Origin of the sequence: Ramlibacter paludis, assembly GCF_022012305.1 — a bacterium.
GTDB lineage: Bacteria > Pseudomonadota > Gammaproteobacteria > Burkholderiales > Burkholderiaceae_C > Ramlibacter > Ramlibacter paludis.
On the sequence record NZ_JAKLTM010000004.1, the window covers coordinates 213919 to 235924 of the forward strand.

Annotated in this window: 21 protein-coding genes; 15 read left to right on the forward strand and 6 right to left on the reverse strand. The window is 68.9% G+C overall.

Translation table 11 applies throughout. The features are described from left to right. The first annotated feature begins 5 nt into the window (after positions 1-5). Positions 6-377, forward strand: a complete 372-nt coding sequence (locus tag LZ009_RS14645; RefSeq protein WP_275698687.1) for a response regulator transcription factor — start codon at positions 6-8, stop codon at positions 375-377. A gap of 8 nt (positions 378-385) precedes the next feature. Next, on the forward strand, positions 386-844 hold the full coding sequence (locus tag LZ009_RS14650; protein WP_275698688.1) for a chemotaxis protein CheX: 459 nt from the start codon (positions 386-388) through the stop codon (positions 842-844). Positions 845-935: 91 nt separating this feature from the next. Here the strand turns inward: LZ009_RS14650 and LZ009_RS14655 are convergent, their stop codons facing one another. Continuing rightward, entirely contained in the window at positions 936-2207 is a 1272-nt protein-coding gene (locus tag LZ009_RS14655) for a type IV pili methyl-accepting chemotaxis transducer N-terminal domain-containing protein (protein ID WP_275698689.1), read from the reverse strand. A 202-nt stretch (positions 2208-2409) separates the two neighbouring features. Here LZ009_RS14655 and LZ009_RS14660 point away from each other — a divergent pair, with 202 nt between their 5' ends. The 6 genes from LZ009_RS14660 (at position 2410) to cobA (ending at position 11070) form a co-directional block, all read left to right on the forward strand. Further along, positions 2410-3675 carry an MFS transporter gene (locus LZ009_RS14660; RefSeq protein ID WP_275698690.1) on the forward strand — a complete coding sequence of 422 codons (1266 nt, stop codon included), beginning with the start codon at positions 2410-2412 and terminating at the stop codon, positions 3673-3675. Beyond that, positions 3672-6140: a nitrite reductase large subunit NirB gene (nirB, locus tag LZ009_RS14665; protein ID WP_275698691.1), complete on the forward strand. Its 2469-nt coding sequence runs from the start codon at positions 3672-3674 to the stop codon at positions 6138-6140. The genes LZ009_RS14660 and nirB overlap by 4 nt, the downstream gene beginning before the upstream one ends. 2 nt (positions 6141-6142) lie before the next feature. After that, entirely contained in the window at positions 6143-6511 is a 369-nt protein-coding gene (gene nirD, locus LZ009_RS14670) for a nitrite reductase small subunit NirD (RefSeq protein WP_275699144.1), read from the forward strand. Then, entirely contained in the window at positions 6508-9306 is a 2799-nt protein-coding gene (locus LZ009_RS14675; RefSeq protein ID WP_275698692.1) for a nitrate reductase, read from the forward strand. Before nirD ends, LZ009_RS14675 begins: the two co-directional genes overlap by 4 nt. An 82-nt stretch (positions 9307-9388) precedes the next feature. After that, positions 9389-10297 carry a DNA-binding protein YbiB gene (ybiB, locus tag LZ009_RS14680; protein ID WP_275698693.1) on the forward strand — a complete coding sequence of 303 codons (909 nt, stop codon included), beginning with the start codon at positions 9389-9391 and terminating at the stop codon, positions 10295-10297. Beyond that, the gene (gene cobA, locus LZ009_RS14685) at positions 10294-11070 is read left to right on the forward strand and encodes a uroporphyrinogen-III C-methyltransferase (protein ID WP_275698694.1); all 777 of its coding nucleotides are present in this window, start codon (positions 10294-10296) and stop codon (positions 11068-11070) included. Before ybiB ends, cobA begins: the two co-directional genes overlap by 4 nt. 1 nt (position 11071) lies before the next feature. On the opposite strand, the gene LZ009_RS14690 is transcribed toward cobA, so the two are convergent. Next, complete coding sequence (locus LZ009_RS14690) at positions 11072-11758, reverse strand: CPBP family intramembrane glutamic endopeptidase (RefSeq protein ID WP_275698695.1); 687 nt, start codon at positions 11756-11758, stop codon at positions 11072-11074. Positions 11759-11797: 39 nt separating this feature from the next. Here LZ009_RS14690 and LZ009_RS14695 point away from each other — a divergent pair, with 39 nt between their 5' ends. Continuing rightward, the gene (locus LZ009_RS14695) at positions 11798-13039 is read left to right on the forward strand and encodes a BaiN/RdsA family NAD(P)/FAD-dependent oxidoreductase (RefSeq protein WP_275698696.1); all 1242 of its coding nucleotides are present in this window, start codon (positions 11798-11800) and stop codon (positions 13037-13039) included. On the opposite strand, the gene LZ009_RS14700 is transcribed toward LZ009_RS14695, so the two are convergent. After that, positions 13011-13376 (reverse strand): response regulator, encoded by a 366-nt coding sequence (locus LZ009_RS14700; RefSeq protein WP_275698697.1) that lies wholly within the window; start codon positions 13374-13376, stop codon positions 13011-13013. The two genes, LZ009_RS14695 and LZ009_RS14700, sit on opposite strands and share 29 nt — an antisense overlap. A 210-nt stretch (positions 13377-13586) precedes the next feature. On the opposite strand from LZ009_RS14700, the gene rpsU reads away from it, so the two are divergent. Together rpsU and LZ009_RS14710 are read left to right on the forward strand one after the other, a co-directional pair. Then, positions 13587-13799, forward strand: a complete 213-nt coding sequence (rpsU, locus tag LZ009_RS14705) for a 30S ribosomal protein S21 (RefSeq protein WP_104301834.1) — start codon at positions 13587-13589, stop codon at positions 13797-13799. An 86-nt stretch (positions 13800-13885) separates the two neighbouring features. Further along, positions 13886-14332 (forward strand): GatB/YqeY domain-containing protein, encoded by a 447-nt coding sequence (locus tag LZ009_RS14710; RefSeq protein WP_275698698.1) that lies wholly within the window; start codon positions 13886-13888, stop codon positions 14330-14332. A 54-nt stretch (positions 14333-14386) separates the two neighbouring features. On the opposite strand, the gene pmbA is transcribed toward LZ009_RS14710, so the two are convergent. After that, positions 14387-15763 carry a metalloprotease PmbA gene (pmbA, locus tag LZ009_RS14715; RefSeq protein WP_275698699.1) on the reverse strand — a complete coding sequence of 459 codons (1377 nt, stop codon included), beginning with the start codon at positions 15761-15763 and terminating at the stop codon, positions 14387-14389. A gap of 65 nt (positions 15764-15828) precedes the next feature. Here pmbA and yjgA point away from each other — a divergent pair, with 65 nt between their 5' ends. Next, complete coding sequence (gene yjgA, locus LZ009_RS14720) at positions 15829-16449, forward strand: ribosome biogenesis factor YjgA (RefSeq protein ID WP_275698700.1); 621 nt, start codon at positions 15829-15831, stop codon at positions 16447-16449. Beyond that, the gene (gene mog, locus LZ009_RS14725) at positions 16442-17017 is read left to right on the forward strand and encodes a molybdopterin adenylyltransferase (RefSeq protein WP_275698701.1); all 576 of its coding nucleotides are present in this window, start codon (positions 16442-16444) and stop codon (positions 17015-17017) included. The genes yjgA and mog overlap by 8 nt, the downstream gene beginning before the upstream one ends. Positions 17018-17126: 109 nt before the next feature. Here mog and cysE read toward each other — a convergent pair whose 3' ends face one another. After that, positions 17127-17900, reverse strand: coding sequence for a serine O-acetyltransferase (cysE, locus tag LZ009_RS14730; protein WP_275698702.1), 774 nt, complete (start codon positions 17898-17900; stop codon positions 17127-17129). A gap of 27 nt (positions 17901-17927) precedes the next feature. Beyond that, on the reverse strand, positions 17928-18650 hold the full coding sequence (locus tag LZ009_RS14735; RefSeq protein ID WP_275698703.1) for an RNA methyltransferase: 723 nt from the start codon (positions 18648-18650) through the stop codon (positions 17928-17930). Positions 18651-18688: 38 nt separating this feature from the next. Here LZ009_RS14735 and LZ009_RS14740 point away from each other — a divergent pair, with 38 nt between their 5' ends. Next, positions 18689-20854, forward strand: a complete 2166-nt coding sequence (locus LZ009_RS14740) for a SulP family inorganic anion transporter (RefSeq protein WP_275698704.1) — start codon at positions 18689-18691, stop codon at positions 20852-20854. A 147-nt stretch (positions 20855-21001) separates the two neighbouring features. Then, positions 21002-21919, forward strand: coding sequence for an inositol monophosphatase family protein (locus tag LZ009_RS14745; RefSeq protein WP_275698705.1), 918 nt, complete (start codon positions 21002-21004; stop codon positions 21917-21919). The last annotated feature ends 87 nt before the right edge of the window (positions 21920-22006 follow it).

Sequence of the window (22006 nt, forward strand, 5' to 3'; positions counted from 1 at the left end):
CCAGCATGCGATTGATGATCGTCGACGACTCCAACATGATCCGCTCCCGGATCTCCCGCGTGGTGCAGGCCGGGGGGCTCGCCAACGTCTCCCTGGTGGGCCTGGCGCGCAACGGTGCGGAGGCGCTGCGCATCGCGCGCGCCACCCAGCCCGACGTGGTGACCATGGACCTGACGATGCCCGAGATGGACGGCATCGAGTGCATCACGCGGCTGCTGCAGATGCTGCCCAAGACCAGCATCCTGGTGGTGAGCGCCCTCTCCGACAAATCGACGGCCATCCAGGCGCTGCGGCTGGGCGCGCGCGGCTTCGTGGCCAAGCCCTTCAGCGACGACGAGCTCAAGCTCGCGTTGCTGGACGTCATGGAAGGGAAATAGGAATGGCGATGGATACGCTCAATGCCGAGGAACTCAAGCTGTTCGTCGAATCGGTGCGCGGCTACTTCAAGGTGCTCACGCGCCAGGAGCCGCAGATCACCTCGGCCTACCTCTCCACCGGCGACCTGCAGGGCCACGAGTACAACGGCATCGTCACCTTCTCGGGCGCCTACAACGGCCACGTGATCGTCTCGATGCCGGGGCAGCTGCTCAAGGAATTGCTGCTGCTGCAGGGCGAAACCGACGTGTCGCAGGGCAACCTGCTGGACGCGGTGGGCGAGATCGCCAACACGCTGGGCGGCAATGCCCGCAAGTCGCTGGGCTCGGCGCTGCAGATCTCGGTGCCGGTGCGGCTGCATGGGAATTCGGGCATCCAGGCGCGGGTGCGCAAGCATCCGTATGCGATCACCTTGCGCTGGAACCACCAGCCGGCGGTGGTCTACATCGACATGGAGCGGCGGGGGTGAAACCGATGTCATTGCGGGCTTGACCCGCAATCCAGCCCCGGTGCTTGTCCTGGCGCCAGGGCTGGATCCCGGCTCGAGGCCGGGATGACAACTAGGCCCCCATCAACACCTGCATGCTGTTCTCGTAAGCCTCGGTCAGCTTGTCGAACAGCTCCAGCAGCTCCTCGCTCGCTGCCGCCAGCTTGATGCGCCCGGGGGCCGTCGAGGCTTTGGGGATGGCGGCGCGCAGCGTCTGCCAGGCGGCATCTCCGCGCTCCAGCAGCACCCGGATCTCCGGGGTCGACAGCGGCGCGGCGCCCAGTCGGGCCATGCCTTCCTCGAACGCCGCCGCGGTCTCGACCAGCCCGCGGTCGGCCGCTTCCTTGTCCGTCGCCGTCGCCTGCAGCAGCGCCAGCTTCGCCATGCGCTGCGACAGCATGCGCTGGCGCCCGGCGGTGTTCACCACGCCGGCCTGCGTGGCCAGGCCCGACGACTCCAGCGCCAGCACCAGCGCGTTTGCCTGCGCCAGCATGGCCTCGGCCAGCGTGTCCAGTCGGGGCAGTTCGCCGGCCTTGGCTTCCGCCTCCAGCACGCGGCGCACCGACTGCCAGCCGGCCTGGGCCGCGTTGATGAGGTCGCCATAGGTCGCGGACGACAGGCCGTTCTCCAGCACCTTGAGGTTGTCCTCGACCCGCGCCACCGATTCGCGCATCAGCACCGAGACGGCCGCGGTCTCCGTGCGGCTGCAGCCCAGCGCGTAGAGCTTCACCAGGCGCTGCGACAGCATGCGCTGCTGGCCGGCGCGGTTCATGGCCTCGGCCACGCGCGCGGCGTCCACCACCTGGCGCGACACCTGTCCCACGCGCTGGTTGCCCTGCATCGAAGCGGTGCGCAGGATCTGGAAGGCTTCGTCCTCGCTGACCTGGCGCGCGCGCATCAGGATGCCCTTGGCCTTGTCCACCCACTTGCGCTCTTCCAGCCGCTCGCCCAGTTCGGCCAGCTTGGCACGCAGCTGGTGCTCGTGCGCCGCGCGGCCCTGCGCCAGGTGCACCAGCGGCCGCAGCCGTTCACGCCCGTAGCCCTGCACCACCCAGGCGTGCACGCCCGCATCCAGTGCACGCTGCAGCGGCTCCACGCCCGCGTCCTGGGTGAAGAACAGCACCGGCACCGGCTGCTGGGCCTGCAGGGTCGCGATCGCTTGCAGCAGCTCCGCGCCGGGACGCGCCGCCCAGCACACCAGCACGTCGGGCGCGGCGCGCAGCGTCTCGCGCACCAGGTGGGCGCAGTCGCCCTGGCCGCACACGGTGAAGCCGGCGGCCTGGAAATCGGCACCGAGGTCGGGCACGCCGGGCTCGCTGGTCTGGAGGAGGAGGACGGTGGTCACGGCAGGAGCGGGAAGTGGCCGCAAGCATAGTGCAAGCGAGGGCCGCGCCGGCTGGCACGGATCGTGCGTCCAGGCCTGCAACGGGTGTGACGCTGCACCCGGGCCGTGCACCGTACCGCCGGCCGTCGCACGACGTGGTGTGTTTCCTGTACTCACTTTCGGGGTGGGCCGTCCCGGCCGCGCCCCGGCTCCAGACAACACCATGCGCGCATTCCAAAACTTCCTGAAGTCCGGCCACTCGCCCACGCTGTTCGCGGCCTTCCTCTACTTCGCGTGCTCGTGCGCGATCTGGGTGCTCAACGGCGCGATGGCCCCCTTCATCCGCGAGGCCTACCAGCTCACGGCCGCGCAGCAGGGCCTGATGCTCTCCATCCCCATCGTCGCCGGCGCGCTGATGCGCTTCCCGCTCGGCGTGCTGGCCCAGTACATCGGCCGCAAGAACGCCACACTGGTCGAGATGGGCCTGATCGCGGTCGCGATGGTGTTCGGCCTCTTCTTCGTGCACAGCTTCCACGACCTGCTGGCCATGGGCGTGCTGCTGGGCATCGCCGGCGCCAGCTTCGGCGTCGCGCTGTCCCTGGGTTCGGGCTCCTTCCCCGCGCGGCACAAGGGCCTCGCCATGGGCATCGTCGGCGCCGGCAACGTCGGCACCGCCGTCGCCGTGCTGGTGGCGCCACCGATCGCCCAGTGGCTGGGCTGGCAGGCCGTGTACGGCGCCGCCGCCATCTTCATCGCCCTGCCCGCGCTGGTGATGATCTTCTTCGCGCGTGAACCGCAGGACGTCAATCCGCACGCCACGCTGCGCGACCACGTTGCCTGCCTGTTCGAGAAGGACGGCTGGGTGTTCAGCGTGATCTACGCCATCACCTTCGGCGGCTTCATCGGTCTCACCAGCTTCCTGCCTTCCTACTACTTCGAGCAGTTCGGCGTGAGCAAGGTGCAGGCGGGCCAGCTGACCATGCTGGCGGCTTTCATGGGCGCGGCGCTGCGCGTGGTCGGCGGCTGGATCGCCGACCGCTGGGGCGGCATCAACACGCTGACCGTGGTGCTCGGCGTGGTCTGCGGCTCGCTGGTCCTGGTGGGCTTCAGCACCGGATCGCTGCTGGCCACCACCCTGCTGATGATGCTGTGCTTCGCCGCGCTCGGCGCCGGCAACGGCGCCCTGTTCCAGCTGGTGCCCCTGCGCTGGCCCGCGGCCACCGCGGTGGCGGGTTCGATGATCGGCGAGATCGGCGCCCTGGGCGGCGGCCTGGTGCCCAGCTCCATGGGCCTGGCGCGCCAATACCTGGGCAGCTACGCCTTCGGTTTCCTGTTCTTCGCGGCGCTCGCCCTGCTGGTGCTGGCGCTGCTGCGGGTGATGCAAGCCAGCTGGACGCGCAGCTGGGTCGGCCGCGGCGGCCGCGCCCACGCCCATGCGCATGCAGCGCCCTCGTCGTCCGTTCCTCATTTCCCGGGAGTCAAGGCATGAAGAAGATGAAACTCGTGATGATCGGCAACGGCATGGCCGGTGTCCGCACGCTCGAAGAGCTGCTGAAGATCGCCCCCGAGCTGTACGACGTGGCCGTGTTCGGCGCCGAGCCGCACCCCAACTACAACCGCATCCTGCTGTCGCCGGTGCTGGCCGGCGAACAGACGCTGGACGAGATCGTGCTGAACTCCTGGGAGTGGTACGAACAGAACGGCATCCGCCTGCACGCGGGCAAGAAGGTCGTGGAGATCGACCGCATCAAGCGCGTGGTGCGCGCCGAGGACGGCACCGAAGAGGAATACGACCGCCTGCTGCTGTGCACCGGCTCGAACCCCTTCATCCTGCCGGTGCCGGGCAAGGACCTGCAGGGCGTGATCGCCTACCGCGACATCGCCGACACCAACACCATGATCGAGGCGGCGAAGAAGTACAAGAAGGCGGTCGTCATCGGCGGCGGCCTGCTGGGCCTCGAGGCCGCCAACGGCCTGATGAAGCGCGGCATGGACGTCAGCGTGGTGCACGTGATGCCCTGGCTGATGGAGCGCCAGCTCGACGACGTGGCGGGCAAGCTGCTGCAGAAGTCGCTGGAAGAGCGCGGCCTGAAGTTCCTGATCGGCGCGCAGACGCAGGAGCTGGTCGGCGGCGACGACGGTCGCGTGAAAGCCATCAAGTTCAAGGACGGCACCGAAGTGGACGCCGACCTTGTCGTGATGGCCGTCGGCATCCGCCCCAACACCGAGCTGGCCGAGAAGGCCCGCCTGCACTGCAATCGCGGCATCGTGGTCAACGACACCATGCAGACCGTGACCGATGCGCGCATCTACTCGGTGGGTGAATGCGCGGCGCACCGCGGCATCGCCTACGGCCTGGTGGCACCCTTGTTCGAGCAGGCCAAGGTGGCGGCCAACCACCTGGCGCAGTTCGGCATCGGCCGCTACACCGGCTCGCTCACCTCCACCAAGCTGAAGGTGACCGGCATCGACCTGTTCTCCTGTGGCGACTTCATGGGCGAGTCATCGGACCGCCCAGGGGGCGGGGGCACGGAGGTGATCGTTCTGAGCGATCCCTTCGGCGGCGTCTACAAGAAGCTGGTGATCAAGGACGACAAGCTGGTCGGCGCCTGCCTGTACGGCGACACGGTCGACGGCAGCTACTACTTCAAGCTGCTGCGCGAGGGCCGCAAGATCGGCGACATCCGCGACAAGCTGATGTTCGGCGAGTCCAACCTGGGCGACGCCGGCCACCAGGGCCAGAACAAGGCCGCGGCCCTGGCCGACGGCGACGAGGTCTGCGGCTGCAACGGCGTGAACAAGGGCACCATCTGCAAGGCCATCAAGGAAAAGGGCCTGTTCACGCTGGACGACGTGCGCAAGCACACCAAGGCCAGCGCCTCCTGCGGCTCCTGCACCGGCCTGGTGGAACAGATCATCATGTTCACCGCCGGCGGCGACTACTCCTCGGCGCCGAAGAAGAAGGCGATGTGCGGCTGCACCGACCACAGCCATCAGGAAGTGCGCGACGCGATCAAGGCCAACAAGCTGGTCACCATCGCCGACACGATGAAGTTCATGGAATGGCGCACGCCCAACGGCTGCTCCTCCTGCCGCCCCGCGCTGAACTACTACCTGATCTCCACCTGGCCCAAGCAGGCCAGGGACGATCCGCAATCGCGCTACATCAACGAGCGCAGCCACGCCAACATCCAGAAGGACGGCACGTATTCCGTCATTCCGCGGATGTGGGGCGGCGAGACGACGGCGGCCGAACTGCGCCGCATCGCCGACGTGGTGGACAAGTACAAGATCCCGACGGTGAAGGTCACCGGCGGCCAGCGCATCGACCTGCTGGGCGTGAAGAAGGAAGACCTGCAGGACGTCTGGAAGGACATCGGCATGCCCTCGGGCCACGCCTATGCCAAGGCGCTGCGCACGGTGAAGACCTGCGTGGGCAGCGAGTGGTGCCGCTTCGGTACCCAGGACTCCACCCAGATGGGCAAGGACCTGGAGCGGGCGCTCTGGCGCATGTACGCGCCGCACAAAGTGAAGCTGGCGGTGAGCGGCTGCCCGCGCAACTGCGCCGAGTCCGGCATCAAGGACGTGGGCGTGATCGGCGTCGACTCCGGCTGGGAGCTCTACGTGGGCGGCAACGGCGGCATCAAGACCGAAGCCGGCCAGTTCTTCTGCAAGGTGAAGACCTCGGACGAGGTGCTGGAGTACAGCGGCGCCTTCCTGCAGCTCTATCGCGAGGAAGGCTGGTACCTGGAGCGCACCGTGCATTACATCAACCGCGTGGGCCTGGACTACGTGAAGAAGAAGGTGCTGGACGACCACGAAGGCCGCAAGGCGCTGTGGGAGCGGCTGCAGTTCGCCCTGGACGGCGAGCCCGATCCCTGGTTCGAGCAGCGCGAGGCGCTGGTCGACACGCGCCAGTTCACCAAGCTCGAAACCGCGGGGCAGGCAGCATGAAGATGAACGACTGGACGGTGATCTGCCGGGTGGAAGACATTCCCGTGCTCGGCGCGCGCCGGGTGGCGCGGCCGCGCGGCGTGGACGTGGCGGTGTTCCGCAACGGCGAGGACCAGGTCTTCGCCCTGCTCGATCGCTGCCCGCACAAGGGCGGGCCGCTGTCGCAAGGCATCGTGTTCGACACCAGCGTGGCCTGCCCGCTGCACAACCAGACCATCGGCCTGGACGACGGCTGCGCCAAGGCGCCCGACGAAGGCTGCACGCCCACCTTCGCCTGCCGCGTCGAAGCCGGCAACGTGCTGCTGGACCCGGTGGAACTGGCCACCAAGGCGCTGGAGCTGGAGGCGCCGAAAGCGGGGCCCTGCCGGTGAAGGAAACCCGCTCCACCTGTCCCTACTGCGGCGTCGGCTGCGGCGTGATCGTGCAATCGCAGGGCGAGCAGATCGTCGGCGTGCGCGGCGACCCGGAGCATCCGGCCAACTTCGGCCGGCTGTGCACCAAGGGCTCGACGCTGCACCTGACCGCGAGCGCGGACGTGACGCGCCAGGCCCGGCTGCTGCATCCGATGCGGCGCGTGCACCGCGGCCAGGCGCCAGGCCGCGTCTCCTGGGACGACGCCCTGGAGTTCGCCGCCGACGGCTTCGCCCAGATCATCGGCGAGCACGGGCCGGACGCGGTCGGCTTTTACATCTCCGGCCAGCTGCTCACCGAGGACTACTACGTCTTCAACAAGCTGGCCAAGGGGCTGGTGGGCACCAACAACGTCGACACCAACTCACGGCTTTGCATGAGCAGCGCGGTGGCCGGCTACAAGAAGACGCTGGGGGCCGACGCGCCGCCGGCCTGCTACGACGACGTGAACCATGCCGACTGCATCTTCATCGTCGGCAGCAACACGGCCTTCGCGCACCCCATCCTGTTCCGCCGCATCGAGGACGCCAAGGCGAAGCGCCCGGGCATGAAGGTGATCTTCTGCGACCCGCGCCGCACCGACACGGCCGAACTGGCGGACCTGGTCCTGCCGATCCAGCCCGGCACCGACGTGATGCTGTTCCACGGCCTGCTGCACATCATGCTGTGGGAAGGCTGGACCGACGCCGCCTACATCGCCGCGCACACAAGCGGCTTCGACGCGCTGAAGGCCGTGGTGCGCGAATACACGCCGGAGCTGGTGGCGCAGACCTGCGGAATCGCGAAGGAAGACCTGTTCACCGCGGCGAAGTGGTTCGCCACCTCGCCGGCGACGCTGAGCCTGTACTGCCAGGGCCTCAACCAGTCCTCGAGCGGTACCGCGAAGAACGCGGCGCTGATCAACCTGCACCTGGCCACGGGGCAGATCGGCAAGCCCGGCGCGGGGCCCTTCTCGCTGACGGGGCAGCCCAATGCCATGGGCGGACGCGAAGTGGGCGGCCTGGCCAACCTGCTGTCGGCGCATCGTGACCTGGCCAACCCGGAGCATCGCGCGGAAGTGGCGGCGTTCTGGGGCGTGCCTTCCGTCCCGGAGAAGCCGGGCCTGACCGCGGTGGAACTGTTCCAGGCCGCCGCAGATGGCCAGGTGAAGGCGCTGTGGATCGCCTGCACCAATCCCGCGCAGTCGATGCCGGACCAGAAGACGGTGCGGCGTGCCCTGGAGCGGGCCGAGCTGGTGGTCGTGCAGGAAGCCTTCGCCGGCACCGCCACCTGCGACTACGCCGACATCCTGCTGCCCGCAACGACCTGGGGCGAAAAGGAAGGCACGGTCACCAACAGCGAACGCCGCATCAGCCGCGTGCGCGCGGCGGTGGCGGCGCCAGGGAGCACGAAGCACGATTGGGAGATCGCGGTCGACTTCGCGCGGCGCCTGGAGTCCCGTCTCTCCCGCGGTTCCAGCCTGTTCCCCTACACGACCCCAGAGCAGATCTGGCTGGAGCACCGCGCCACCACCCGCGGCCGCGACCTCGACATCACCGGCCTGAGCTACGCGCTGGTCGAACAGGCGCCGCAGCAGTGGCCCTTCCCCGAAGGCGCCGCCGCCGGCAAGACACGCCTCTACGAAGACGGCGTCTTCCCCACCGCCGACGGCAAGGCGCGCTTTGCCGACGTGCGCTATGTGCCGCTGGCGGAGCCGCGCGAGTCGCGCTACCCCTTCTCGTTGACCACCGGCCGCCTGCGCGACCAGTGGCACGGCATGTCGCGCACCGGCACGCTGGGCCGCCTGTTCGGCCACGTGCCGGAGCCCGCGGTGCAGATGCACGCGCAGGACCTGGAGCGGCGCGGCCTGCAGGAGGGCGACCTGGTCCACGTCACATCGAAGCGCGGCTCCATCGTGCTGCCGGTGCAGGCGAGCGCCGAAGTCGGCCTGAGCCAGGCCTTCATCGCGATGCACTGGGGCTCCGAGTACCTGAGCGGCCTGTCCAGCACCGGCGAGCCGCTGGCCGGCGTGAATGCGCTGACGACCTCGGCTTACTGCCCCGGCTCCAAGCAGCCGGAGCTGAAGCACGCGGCGGTGAAGATCCTCAAGGCGGAGATGCCGTGGACCCTGCTGGGCGTCGCCTGGCTGCCGGGCCACGATGCGCTGGACGTCCGGCGCCAGCTGCAGGCCTTGATGACGCGCTTTCCTTTCGCCTCGTGCGTCCCCTTCTCGAACAACGCGCCGCTCGACCAGGCCGCGACGCGCGAACGCAGCGGCGTCCTGTTCCGCGCTGCCGCCTACGAGGCGCCGCCGGAGGAACTGGTGCAGCAGCTCGAGCGCCTGCTGGGCCTGGAAGGCGCCGAGACGCTGCGCTACGCCGACAAGCGCAAGGGCCAGCGGCGCAGCATCCGCGTGAGCCGCAGCGGCGCCGACATCCGGCTGGAGTCGCTGCTGCTCGCGGGCGACACCAGCGCCGAGGCCTGGATCAAGGCGCTGCTGCTGCAGGAACTGCCGGCCCAGGCCTACGGACGGCTCCTGCTCGCGCCGGGGGCCAAGGCGCCGGTGGCCGTGCAGAAGAAGGGCAAGCAGGTGTGCAGCTGCTTCGGCGTGGAAACGCCCGCCATCGAGGCGCAGCTGGCCGGCTCGGGCGGGTCGGCGGACTCGCGGCTGGCGTCGCTGCAGAAGGCCTTGCGTTGCGGCACCAACTGCGGGTCCTGCGTGCCGGAGTTGAAGCGGATGGTGCGCGCGGTGATGCCGGTGGTGCAGGTGGCGTGATCGGTCGCGGTGGCGTCGCGCCGGCGCCCCCCGTCATTCGCCATATAGCCATCCGTCATCAAGCCTCTGGGACAATCCCCTCATGGCCATCAGCCAGTACCTCAAGGAAATCGGCCGCGGCAAGCAGGGCGCGCGGGCGCTCGACCGCGCGCGCGCCGCCGATCTCTTCGGCCAGGTGCTCGATGGCGCGGTCACCGACCTCGAGATCGGCGCCTTCTGCCTGGCCATGCGCATCAAGGGCGAGACGCCCGAGGAGATGGCGGGCTTCCTCGACGCCACCTACCAGCGCCTGCAGCGCATCCCTACGGCGAGCGGCAAGCCGCTCGTCGTCCTGCCCAGCTACAACGGCGCGCGCCGCCTGCCGGTGCTGACGCCCTTGCTGGCGGCGCTGGTTGCACGCCGCGGCCTGCCGGTGGTGATCCACGGCGCCGCCACCGAATCCAGCCGCATCTTCGTGCGCGACGTGCTGCATGCCCTCGACGTGCAGGCGCACGACAGCGTGCCGGCCGTGCGCGACGGCCAAGTGGTGTTCCTGCCCACCGAGGTGCTGTCGCCCGGCCTCAAGCGCCTGCTCGACGTGCGCAAGGTCGTCGGCCTGCGCAACAGCGCGCACAGCCTGGTGAAGCTGATGAATCCTGCCGTGGGCAAGGCAGTGATCGTGAGCAGCTACACCCATCCCGAATACGCCGTCGCGATGGCACAGGTCTTCGAACTGGTCGGCGCCACCGCGCTGCTGCTGCGCGGCACCGAGGGCGAGGTGGTTGCCGACGCGCGCCGCCTGCCGCAGATGGACGGCTTCATCCGCGGCGTGCGCGTGCCGCTGGAAGAAGGCCGCAAAGGCACGCTCACCGACCTGCCCGACCTGCCCCGCGAAGTGGACGTGGACACCACGGCCGCGTACATCCGCGACGTGCTCGCGGGCAGGAAGCCCATTCCCGATTCGCTGGCGCTGCAGGTGGAACACATCTTGCATCTGGCTGACGCATCATGAACACCGCACACATTGGCAAGGTCACCCTGGTCGGCGCCGGCCCCGGCGATCCGGACCTGCTGACGCTGAAGGCGCTGAAGGCGATCCAGGCAGCCACCGTGCTGCTGGTGGACGACCTGGTGAATCCGGAGGTGGTGAAGCACGCGCCGGCGACGGCACGCGTGGTCTACGTGGGCAAGCGCGGCGGCTGCAAGAGCACGCCGCAGGCCTTCATCGAGAAGCTGATGCTGATGGCCGCCCGCGAGGGCGAGAACGTGGTGCGCCTGAAGGGCGGCGACCCCTTCATCTTCGGCCGCGGCGGCGAGGAGGTGGAGCACCTGCGCGCCGCCGGCGTCGAGGTGGAAGTGATCAACGGCATCACCGCCGGCCTGGCCGCTGCGACCTCGCTGGGCGTGCCGCTCACGCACCGGGACCATGCGCAAGGCGTGATCTTCCTCACGGGCCACGCCCAGAAGGGTGCGGACGCGCCCGACTGGCGCGCGCTCGCGGCCACGGCGCGCCAGGCGCGGCTGACGCTGGTGATCTACATGGGCGTGAGCAGCGCTGTACGCATCGAGGAAGACCTCCTCACCGGCCTGCCCGGCGACACGCCGGTCGCGATCATCCAGCGTGCCTCGCTGCCGGAGCAGCGCCATGCCGTCACGCGGCTGGACCAGCTTGCCGCGACGATCGCCCGGGAAGAACTCGGGAGCCCCTCGGTCATCGTGGTGGGCGACGTGGTGCAAGGCGTAGCCGCCGCCAGCGAGACCCCGGCGCGTTTCCGCGCCGCCTGATTCACCAGGGCCCGAAGGCCCACAGGTCCACCGCGAAGTGCGCCAGCACCGGCGGCCACAGGCTGCGCAGCCGCAGGTAGTACGCCGCCGCCACGAACCCGAACCAGCCCGAGCTGATCATGCCGGCCGGCCCTTGCTCCGCATGGATCAATGCGAACAGGAAGGTGCTGCCCACCAGGTAGACCGGCGCGCGCCAGCGCTCGGCCAGCACCTCGCGCACGTACAGCCAGGGCAGCGCGCGGAAGGCCACTTCCTCGACCAGCGCCGCCGTCACGGCCATGTAGACGGCCACCAGCAGCCGCGCGCCCCAGGCCGTGGGCAGGATGTCCGGCAGGACGTCCGCGTACTCCCAACCGAACCGCCGGGCCATGAACACGATCGGCCAGGTGATGGCGAAGATGACCACCGCCACGAACAGCAGCGAGGCCCAGTCTTCCTGCCGGCCATGGCGGCCGCGCCGCAGCCCCAGGCCCAGCCCCAGCGCCTGCGCATCGACCCCCGCCGGCCGCAACAGCCACCAGACGCAGATCACGGGCACCAGCACGAATTGCAGCGCGTCGGCCGCCCAGTACCACGCCGGGCCCACGCGGTGCAGCGGCAGCTTGTAGAAGCCGTTCAGCAAGGCCAGCGCGGCGAACGGGAAGATCGCCGCCAGCAGCGCCTGCCGGCGCGCGAGGGTCGGTGCCATGGCTGGGCAGTCTACTGGCGGTCCGCATAATCCGCATCCATGCCTGCACCCGAGTCCTCCCTCTTCGACGCCATCGTGGTGGGCGCCGGCGCCGCCGGCCTGTTCTGCGCGGGGCAGGCCGGCCAGCGCGGACTGAAGGTGCTGCTGGTCGACCACGCGGAGAAGGTGGCCGAAAAGGTGCGCATCTCGGGCGGCGGCCGCTGCAACTTCACCAACCGCGACCTGGACCCGCGCGCGCCGCAGAAGCACTTCCTGGGCGACAACCCCAATTTCTGCCGCTCCGCCCTGGCGCGCTACACGCCCACCGACTTCATCGCGCTGGTCGCCAGGCACGGCATCGCGCACCACGAAAAGCACAAGGGCCAGCTGTTCGGCGACCATTCCTCGGACGACTTCATCCGGATGCTGCTGGCGGAATGCGCGGCAGGCGGCGTGACGCATTGGCAGCCGTGCCAGGTCGCTCGTGTGGACCACCGCGACGGCCAGTACGTGCTGCAGACCAGCCGCGGCGAGGCCCGGGCCGCCTCGCTGGTGATCGCCACCGGCGGCCTGTCGATTCCCAAGATCGGCGCGACCGACTTCGGCTACCGCATCGCGCGCCAGTTCGACCTGCCCGTCGTCGCCACCCGGCCTGCGCTCGTGCCCCTGACCTTCGACGGCGACGCCTGGGCGCCCTTTGCCGGCCTGGCCGGACTGGCGCTGCCCGTGCGCATCGAGACCGGCGAGAAGAAGGCGCGCATGGCCTTCGACGAGGACCTGCTCTTCACCCATCGCGGCCTGAGCGGGCCGGCGGTGCTCCAGATTTCCAGCTACTGGAAGGAAGGCACGCCCATCCGGGTCGACCTGGCGCCTGGCGTCGACATCGCGCAGCAGCTGCTGCAGGCGAAATCCCGCTCCCGCAAGCTGATCGCCAACGAGCTCGCGGCCTGGGTGCCGTCCCGGCTGGCGGATGCCTGGGTGCAGCAGGACCCGGCCTGGCAGCGGCCGGTGAACGAGGCCGCCGACAAGGCGCTGCTGCAGCTCGCGCAGAAGCTGTCGAAGTGGGAACTCGTGCCGACCGGCAGCGAGGGCTACCGCAAGGCCGAAGTGACCGCAGGCGGGGTCGATACCAAGGCGCTGTCGTCGCAGACCCTGGAAGCGAAGACGCAACCGGGGCTCTACTTCATCGGCGAAGTGGTCGACGTGACCGGCTGGCTGGGGGGCTACAACTTCCAGTGGGCCTGGGCGAGCGCGCATGCCTGCGCGCAGGCGCTCAGCCGATCATCTTCTGGACCAGGTTGAGCAGGTCGTCCGCGCCCACCGGCTTGATCAGGTGGTCGTCGAACTGGGCGCCGGTGGCTTGGGAGCGCTCCCGGTCGCGGCCATAGCCGCTCAGGGCGACCAGCTTGGTGCCGGCGGCCCGGGGATCGGCGCGCATGCGGCCGGCCAGGGCATAGCCATCCTCGCCCGGCAGGCCGATGTCCAGCAGGGCCAGCTGGGGCTGGTATTCGGCCAGCAGCGCCATGGCGGCGGCGCCGTCGCCCGCCTCGCGGACTTCGTAGTCCATCATGCGCAGCAGGTCGGCCAGCGTCTCGCGGGCGTCGGAATTGTCGTCAACGATCAGGATGCGTCCGGGCAATGGGGTACCTCTGGCGCGAATTTTCACGCATTTCCGGCCCCCGCCCCAAGCCGGGTTGTAAAGGCCTTGGTTGCCGCTTCCCGCCAAGAGGCTATAATCTCGGGCTTTGCTGGCAAACCCCCACCGGCCTGATCGAACATTAGGTGGGGAAACTCCGCCGGGCGTCCTCGATCTACGCCTGGCACCGAAATCGGAAACTGTAATTCAGTCATGACGACCATCCGTGTCAAGGAAAACGAGCCGTTCGACGTGGCCCTGCGCCGCTTCAAGCGCACCATTGAAAAACTCGGCCTGCTGACCGAACTGCGCGCGCGCGAGTTCTACGAGAAGCCCACCGCCGAGCGCAAGCGCAAGAAGGCTGCCGCCGTGAAGCGCCACTTCAAGCGCGTGCGCAGCATGCAGCTGCCGAAGAAGCTCTACTGAGCTCGGGCGCAAGCCTTTCGAAAAGCCCGCCCGGGGACGCTCGGCCGGGCTTTTTTCATTCCCGAACCCCGCACAGAAAGAAGCCCATGAGCCTGAAGGAACGCATCACCGACGACATGAAGGCCGCCATGCGCGCCAAGGACAGCGAGCGCCTGGGCGCGATCCGCCTGCTGACGGCCGCCATCAAGCAGAAGGAAGTGGACGAGCGCGTGGAGCTGGACGACGCCGGCGTGGTCGCCATCGTCGACAAGATGCTCAAGCAGCGCAAGGACAGCATCGAGGCCTTCCAGAAGGCTGGCCGGCAGGACCTGGTGGACAAGGAACAGGCCGAGACGGCGGTGCTGCAGGTCTACCTGCCGGCGCGCCTGTCGGCCGACGAAGTCGCCGCCGAAGTGAAGTCCATCGTCGCGGAGCTGGGCGCCAAGGGCCCGGGCGACATGGGCAAGGTGATGGGCGCCGTGAAGGCCAGGCTGGCCGGCAAGGCGGACATGGGGCAGGTCAGTGCGGCGGTGAAGGCGGCTTTGGCGGGTTGAGCGTCTGGATCCCCGCCTGCGCGGGGATGGCCGGTTCCGCCACGCTTCGCGTGACTACGAACCGGCCACTTTCATCCGGTTCACCAGGATCGACCCCACCGTCTTCGCCCCGTAGTTGTAGGTATCGGCGCCCACGGCCTCGATGCCCATCAACATGTCCTTGAGGTTGCCGGCAATGGTGATCTCCTGCACCGGGAAGGCGATCTCGCCGTTCTCCACCCAGAAGCCGCTGGCGCCGCGCGAATAGTCGCCGGTCACGTAGTTGACGCCCTGCCCCATCAGCTCGATGACGAACAGGCCGGTGCCCAGCTTGCGCAGCATCTCGGCCAGGTCGTCACCCTCGTGCGTCAGGCGCGAGTGCAGCGTCAGGTTGTGCGAGCCGCCGGCGTTGCCGGTGGTCTTCATGCCCAGCTTGCGGGCCGAGTAGCTGCTCAAGAAGTAGCCTTCCACGCGGCCCGAATCCACCACCTTGCGCGCGCGCGTCTGCACGCCCTCTTCGTCGAAGCTGGCGCTGCCCTTGCCGCGCTTGACGAAGGGATCCTCGGTGATGTCGATGTGCTCGGGAAAGACCTGCTTGCCCAGCGAATCCAGCAGGAAGGTGCTCTTGCGGTACAGCGCGCCGCCGCTGGTGGCCTGCACGTAGCCGCCCAGCAGGCCGGCGGCCAGCGGCGACTCGAACAGCACCGGGCATTGCGTGGTGGCGATCTTGCGCGCCTTCAGCCGCGACAGCGCGCGCTCGGCGGCATAGCGGCCCACCGCCTCCGGCGAAGCCAGTTCCTTGGCGGAGCGCATCGAGCTGTACCAGGCGTCGCGCTGCATGTCGTCGCCCTTGCCGGCGATCGGCGCGACCGAGATCGAATGGCGCGAGCTGGCATAGCCGCCGCGGAAGCCATGGGTGTGGGCGCTGAAGAAATGGCTTTGCTGGGCCGAGACGCCCGCGCCTTCGCTGTTGGTGATGCGCTTGTCGGTGGTCACGGCGGCGCGTTCGCAGCGAATGGCGAGTTCCGCCGCCTGCTCCGCGGTCACGTCCCAGGGGTGGAACAGGTCCAGGTCGGGCTGGGCGTCGGGCCGCGCCACGTCGTCGGCGTCGGGCAGGCCGGCCACCGGGTCCTGCGCCGTGAAGCGCGCGATGTCGTAAGCCGCCTGCACCGTGCGCTCGATCGCCGCCTGCGAGAAGTCGGAGGTACTGGCATTGCCGCGCTGCTGGCCGACGTAGACCGTGATGCCCAGCGACTTGTCGCGGTTGCGCTCCACCGTCTCGAGCTCGCCCTTGCGCACGGAAACGCTCAGGCCGCAGCCTTCCGAGGCCTCGGCCCCGGCGTTGCTCGCGCCCAGCTTGCGGGCGTGGGCCAGCGCGGAATCGACCAGTTCCTCGAACTCGGAGCGGCTGTAACTGAAGCCGCGGTCGGCTTGCGCAGGGGACTTGTTCATGGCGGGCTATGATACTTGCGCGCCGTGGCTCCCACGGCCGCGCTGGCTCGCTCTCCCCACCCTCCATGTCCCGCAAACCCAAAAAAGGCTACTACGTCAAAGGCCAGTTCGTTGCCGAAGGCAGCGAGCTCGACCTCGAACTGAAGGCCGAAATGACCGGCGGCGAGCCCAGCCGCACCGAACTGAAGAAGGCCAGCGACGAGCTGCAGAAACTCGGCGAGGCCCTGCTGACGCTGCGCACCGACCTGCGCGAGCGCCTGGACCTGCCCGAGAAACTCGTGATCGCGCTGGCCGACCTGAAGAAGATCACCAACTTCGAGGGCCGCCGCCGGCAGATGCAATTCGTCGGCAAGCTGATGCGCAACCTCGAACCGGAGACGCAGCAGGCCATCCGCGACGCGCTCGAAGAACAGCGGGGCGGCTCGGCGCAGCAGACGCTGGCGCTGCACATGGCGGAGAAGTGGCGCGACGACCTGATCGCCTCCGACGACAAGGTGCAGGAATGGATCACCGCGCATCCCGGCACCGATTCGCAGCAGCTGCGCGCGCTGGTGCGCCAGGCCCGCAAGGACGGCACGCTGACGCAGGACCAGATCTCGAAGGGCGAGGCGCCGCGCAAGGGCCGCGCCTACCGCGAGATCTTCCAGCTGGTGCGCGAACAGATGGAAGCTTCCGAAGATGAGTGATCCGGCCCGCATCGGCATCGTCTCCATCAGCGACCGCGCCTCCAGCGGCGTCTACGAGGACAAGGGGCTGCCCGCGCTGAAGGAGTGGCTCACCAAGGCGCTGAAGAACGGCATCACCTTCGAGGAGCGGCTGATTCCCGACGAGAAGGAGCGGATCAGTGCGACGCTGATCGAGCTGGCCTCGGCGGGCTGCGCGCTGGTGCTGACCACCGGCGGCACCGGGCCGGCGGTGCGCGACGTCACGCCCGAGGCGACGCTGGCGGTGGCCGACCGCGAGATGCCCGGCTTCGGCGAGCAGATGCGCCAGATCTCGCTGCGCTTCGTGCCCACCGCGATCCTCTCGCGCCAGGTGGCGGTGATCCGCGGCCAGACGCTGATCGTCAACCTGCCGGGGCAGCCGAAGGCGATCCAGGAGACGCTGGAGGGGCTGAAGGAAGACGGCAAGCAGGTGGTGGCCGGCATCTTCGCCGCCGTGCCGTATTGCATCGATTTGATCGGCGGGCCGTACCTCGAGACGAACGACGAGGTGTGCAAGGCGTTCCGGCCGAAGACGGCGATCCGCCAATGAACGTCATCCCCGCGTAGGCGGGGACCCAGGGCGTTGAAAACTCGTCGCGCAGCGACGAGCCCCATGCGAAAGCCCTGGATTCCCGCCTCCGCGGGAATGACGGGGCTATTTATTTCCCGACCAGCTGCGTCAGCTTGTCGGAATCGAACGACTCCTTCACCGCCGCATCCTTGGGCACGCATTCCTCGCCGCGCCGCATCGTCTGCAGCTTCTCGATCGCCTGCCACAACAGCGCGATCTGGTGCTCCTGCGAGGACGCGTTGTCGATCAGCCCGCGCATCGCTTGCGACAGCGGGTCGTCGTTGGCCGTGACGCCGTAGGCCGAGAAGCCCATCTTGGCCGCGGCTTCCTCGCGCCGCGCGTGGTCCTCGGCCTGGATGATGCGCGCCGGGATGCCGATGGCCGTGGCGCCTGCGGGCACCGGCTTGGTGACCACCGCGTTGGAGCCGACGGCGGCGTTGTCGCCCACCGTGAAGCCGCCCAGCACCTTGGCACCCGCCCCCACCACCACGTTCTTGCCCAGCGTCGGGTGCCGCTTGGCGCCCTTGGTGAGGGAGGTGCCGCCCAGGGTGACGCCCTGGTAGATCGTGCAGCCGTCACCGATCTCCGCCGTCTCGCCGATCACGATGCCCATGCCGTGGTCGATGAAGACGCCGTCGCCGATGGTCGCGCCCGGATGGATCTCGATGCCGGTGAGCCAGCGCGAGAACTGCGAGATGAAGCGGCCCAGCCAGCGGAATCCGCGCTTCCACACCGCATGCGCCACGCGATGGAACAGCAACGCATGCAGGCCCGGATAACACGTGAGCACCTCCCACTTGCTGCGCGCGGCAGGGTCGCGGTCGAGGATGCATTGGATGTCGGATCGCAGGCGGCTGAACATGGGCGTATTTGCTTATGCCGCGCCAGTCTATCGTCTTGGCCTTTTTGCTGCATCGGCCATGGCCTTGGCGACACCACGCAGGATGTGGACTTCTTCCGGCGTCGGTTGCGCGCGGTTGAAAAGCTGGTTCAGCCGCGGCATCAGCTTCTTGGGGGCGGCCGGGTCCAGGAAGCCGATCTCCACCAGCGACTGCTCCCAGTGCTGCAGCAGTCCGGCCACGGCCTGGGCATCGGCGGCAGGCGCCGGCTCGACCCGCGGGGCGCCGAAGCCGCCCAGCGCCTGGCGCCACTCGTAGGCAATCACCTGGATGGCCGCGGCCAGGTTCAGGGAGCCGTAGTCGGGGTCGGTCGGGATCTGCAGCGCCGCGTGGCAGCGGTACACGTCCTCGTTGCGCATGCCGTAACGCTCGGAGCCGAACAGGAAGCCGACGCTCTCACCCGTCCTGCCCAGGGGCTCCAAATGCTCGCGCGGCGTGCGCGTCGGCGGGCCGAAGTCGCGCGCCGTCATCACGGTGGCGCACAGGTGCGTCACGCCGTCCAGCGCTTCGTCCAGGGTATCGACGGCGCGGGCCTTGCGCAGCACGTCGACGGCGCCGCTCGCGCGCTCGATGGTTTCGTCGCGTTCCAGCACGTCGTCCCAGCGCGGTTGCACGAGGACCAGGTCGTCGAAGCCCATCACCTTCATGGCGCGGGCGGCCGCGCCGACGTTGCCGGCGTGGCTGGGCTGGATCAGGATGAAGCGGGTAGACACGGGGTGATTCTCCCCGAACCCACTGCTACACTTTTTGCATGGCTCGCACCCCGGCGCTGGCGGACGCGGCAACGCAGGTGTCCTCCGGACTGATCCTGGGGCTCAGTGCGGTCATCTACGCCATCTCCTATGCGGCGCTGATGTTCCCCGGCGACCTGGCGCCGCTGGTGCCGCATGCCATCACTGTCACGCTGATCACGGCCGCCCTCGGCGCGCTGTACGGCCTGTTCTCGGAAGACGCGACGCTGGTCAGCGGCCCGGAAGCCAACACCTCGTCGGTGCTGGCCGGCATGCTGGCCGCCGCCACCGCCACGGCGCTTCCCGGCGACGACATGTTGAACCGGGCGCTGGTGCTGCTGTTGGCCGCGTCGATAGCCGCCGCCCTCGCCTATTTGCTGATCGAGCGCTTCGGCCTGGCACGCCTGGTGCGCTTCATCCCCTTCCAGGTGATGGCGGGCTTCCTCGCTTCCACCGGCTGGCTGATGTCCAGCGGCGCGCTCAACATCATGGCGGGCGTCTCGCTCACGCGCGCGGGGCTCGAAGCCTGGATCGCGCGGCCCTTGCGGCCCGAGCTGCTGGTGGGGCTGGCGCTGGCTGCCCTGCTCGATGGACTGAACCGGCGCTACCGGCCCGCCGTGGTGGTGCCGGTGTTCGTCGTGGTGGTGACGCTGGTGGTGAACGGCGTCACGCGCGGCCTCTGTCCCGCCACACCGGAGTGCGCGTCGACGATCTGGTTCTTCCAGCCCTTTGCCCACCTGCCTTGGACCGCGCCGTGGGAACTGCACGTGGACGCGCCGCTGGCCTGGGAGTTCGCCGCGCTGCTGCCGTCCTTCCTGGCCGTGGCCTTCGTGGGGACGCTCACGCTGCTGCTGTCCCTCAGCAGCCTGGAGCACACCTACCACCGCGACTTCCACCTCGAGCCGGCGCTGCGCACGCACGGCCTGCTGACGCTGGCGGCGGCATCGGTGGGCGGCTACATGAGCATCATCTCGGTGGGCCGCAGCATGATGGCGAAGCAGACCGGCGGCGGCCGCGTCAGCGGCGTGGTGAGCGCCGCGATCTGCCTCGGCGTGCTGCTCGGCCTGGCCTGGGTGGTGGCCTGGATCCCCAAGGTGGCGCTGGCCGCGATCGTGCTGTGGCTGGGCGTGGGCATGCTGCGCCAGTGGTTCTGGGACCTGCGCCGCAGCGTGTCGCGCGCGGATTGGCTGCAGATCGCCGCCATCCTGGTCTGCGTGGTGCTGTTCGGCTACGTGGTCGGCTTCTTCGTGGGCCTGCTGGCCGCCTGCATCTTCTTCGTGGTGACCTACAGCCGCATGCCTTCCATCCGGCTGGCGACCACGCTCGCCACGGTGCGCAGTTCCGTGATCCGCGAAGTGGGCGACCAGCAGTACCTGGGTACCGCCGGCCCGGCCTGCCGCGTCGGCCGCTTCGAGGGCTACGTGTTCTTCGGCGTGGCGAACTCGATCTACGAGTGGTACCGCGCGGCCGACCCGGCACAGTTCAAGGTGCTGGTGCTGGACTTCACGCACGCACGCGGCATGGACCATTCGGCGGCCACGGTGATCGGCAAGATCATCCGCGCCGAGGCCGCGCGCGGCGAGCGGCTGATCCTGGCGCTGGGCGACGAGACGCGGCAGGCGCTGCTGGCCAACCTGCCCAAGCTGGGCGTGCCGCTGCCGGATTTCACCGGCAGCTTCGACACCGCGCTGGAACTGGCCGAGGAACACCTGCTGGCCCTGCGGCCGCCGGAGCCCGGCGATGCAGGCGGTGCGCGTAGCAGCCCGGCTCTGCGCTGGATCGAGAAGCCCGAGGATCGCGAAGACTTCATGCGCTTCGTCAGCCGCGTCGAGCTGGCCGAGGGCGCCACGCTGTGCGAAGAAGGCCAGGCGAGCGACGAGATGTACTTCATCGAGCAGGGCCGGCTGGAGGTGGTGAAGGCGTCGAACAACCACCACGCCTTCCGGCTCGCCAAGGTGGTGGCTGGCTCGATGATCGGCGAGATGGCGCTCTATTCCGGCCAGCCGCGCACGGCCAGCGTGGTGGCCGTGGACGCGGCGGTGCTGCTGATGCTGACGCTGGCGGACTGGAAGCGCATGCAGCAGGAGCGGCCGGACCTGGCGCGGCAGCTGGATCATTACGTGATCCGCGGCCTGGCCAGCCGCGTCAGCCGGGCCAGCGCGGCCTTGAGCCAGCAGGAGACCTGAGCGGTACGCAGTTCAACGTAAGGCAGCGGCCAAGTCCCTATGGGCACGCTCCGACAGCCCCCACGGTAAAATCGACCTATCTTGTGCCTTCCGCATCGCCGGAATGCTTCCCGCCTTCAGTCACGGGCGAAGCTCTTACTACAACTCATGTCGTCCAACCAGCACCCCATGCTCAACGTGGCCGTCAAGGCCGCCCGCGCCGCCGGCGCCATCATCAACCGGGCCGCGCTCGACGTCGAGTCGGTGCGCATCTCGCAGAAGCAGGTGAACGATTTCGTCACCGAGATCGACCACGCCAGCGAGCAGGCCATCATCGAGACGCTGCTCACCGCCTACCCCGACCACGGCATCTGGGCCGAGGAATCGGGCCGCGAGCATGGCAAGGCGAGCGCCGATCACGTGTGGGTGATCGACCCCCTGGACGGCACCACCAACTTCATCCACGGCTTCCCGGTCTACTGCGTCAGCATCGCCCTGCTGGTGCGCGGCCGCGTCGAACAGGCCGTGGTGTACGACCCCACCCGCAACGACCTCTTCACCGCCACCCGCGGCCGCGGCGCCTACCTGAACGACCGCCGCCTGCGCGTGAGCAAGCGCACGCAGCTGAAGGACTCGCTGGTCTCCACCGGCTTCCCCTTCCGCCCGGGCGACAACTTCAACGTGTACCTGCGCATGATGGCCGACGTCATGCAGCGCACCGCCGGCCTGCGCCGCCCGGGCGCCGCGGCGCTCGACCTCGCCTATGTGGCGGCGGGCTTCACCGAAGGCTTCTTCGAAACCGGCCTGTCGCCCTGGGACGTGGCCGCGGGCTCGCTGCTTGTCACCGAGGCCGGCGGCCTGGTGGGCAACTTCACCGGCGAATCGGAATTCCTGGAACAGAAGGAATGCGTTGCCGGCACGCCCAAGATCTACGGGCAGCTGGTGAACATCCTCAAGAAGTACAGCAAGTTCGCGAGCGCCGGCGAGAAGGCCGAACTGCGCCAGAACACGCCCACCTTGGTCGACCCTGCGCTGCGTCCGGGCACCAAGGTGGAAGACGACGCCCCTGCGGCGCCGGAAGCCTGACAGCGCTGGGTTGCACCCCAGCCTGGGTGGAGGCCAAATGCATCACGGGCCCTCGTAGGCCGTGGTGACCGCAGGGAACCGCGGCTC

Coding starts and splice junctions, on each gene's coding strand:
- LZ009_RS14645 (WP_275698687.1), top strand. CDS start 6: ATGCGATTGATGATCGTCGACGACTCCAACATGATCCGCTCCCGGATC.
- LZ009_RS14650 (WP_275698688.1), top strand. CDS start 386: ATGGATACGCTCAATGCCGAGGAACTCAAGCTGTTCGTCGAATCGGTG.
- LZ009_RS14660 (WP_275698690.1), top strand. CDS start 2,410: ATGCGCGCATTCCAAAACTTCCTGAAGTCCGGCCACTCGCCCACGCTG.
- nirB (WP_275698691.1), top strand. CDS start 3,672: ATGAAGAAGATGAAACTCGTGATGATCGGCAACGGCATGGCCGGTGTC.
- nirD (WP_275699144.1), top strand. CDS start 6,143: ATGAACGACTGGACGGTGATCTGCCGGGTGGAAGACATTCCCGTGCTC.
- ybiB (WP_275698693.1), top strand. CDS start 9,389: ATGGCCATCAGCCAGTACCTCAAGGAAATCGGCCGCGGCAAGCAGGGC.
- cobA (WP_275698694.1), top strand. CDS start 10,294: ATGAACACCGCACACATTGGCAAGGTCACCCTGGTCGGCGCCGGCCCC.
- LZ009_RS14690 (WP_275698695.1), bottom strand. CDS start 11,758: ATGGCACCGACCCTCGCGCGCCGGCAGGCGCTGCTGGCGGCGATCTTC.
- LZ009_RS14695 (WP_275698696.1), top strand. CDS start 11,798: ATGCCTGCACCCGAGTCCTCCCTCTTCGACGCCATCGTGGTGGGCGCC.
- rpsU (WP_104301834.1), top strand. CDS start 13,587: ATGACGACCATCCGTGTCAAGGAAAACGAGCCGTTCGACGTGGCCCTG.
- LZ009_RS14710 (WP_275698698.1), top strand. CDS start 13,886: ATGAGCCTGAAGGAACGCATCACCGACGACATGAAGGCCGCCATGCGC.
- pmbA (WP_275698699.1), bottom strand. CDS start 15,763: ATGAACAAGTCCCCTGCGCAAGCCGACCGCGGCTTCAGTTACAGCCGC.
- yjgA (WP_275698700.1), top strand. CDS start 15,829: ATGTCCCGCAAACCCAAAAAAGGCTACTACGTCAAAGGCCAGTTCGTT.
- mog (WP_275698701.1), top strand. CDS start 16,442: ATGAGTGATCCGGCCCGCATCGGCATCGTCTCCATCAGCGACCGCGCC.
- cysE (WP_275698702.1), bottom strand. CDS start 17,900: ATGTTCAGCCGCCTGCGATCCGACATCCAATGCATCCTCGACCGCGAC.
- LZ009_RS14740 (WP_275698704.1), top strand. CDS start 18,689: ATGGCTCGCACCCCGGCGCTGGCGGACGCGGCAACGCAGGTGTCCTCC.
- LZ009_RS14745 (WP_275698705.1), top strand. CDS start 21,002: ATGTCGTCCAACCAGCACCCCATGCTCAACGTGGCCGTCAAGGCCGCC.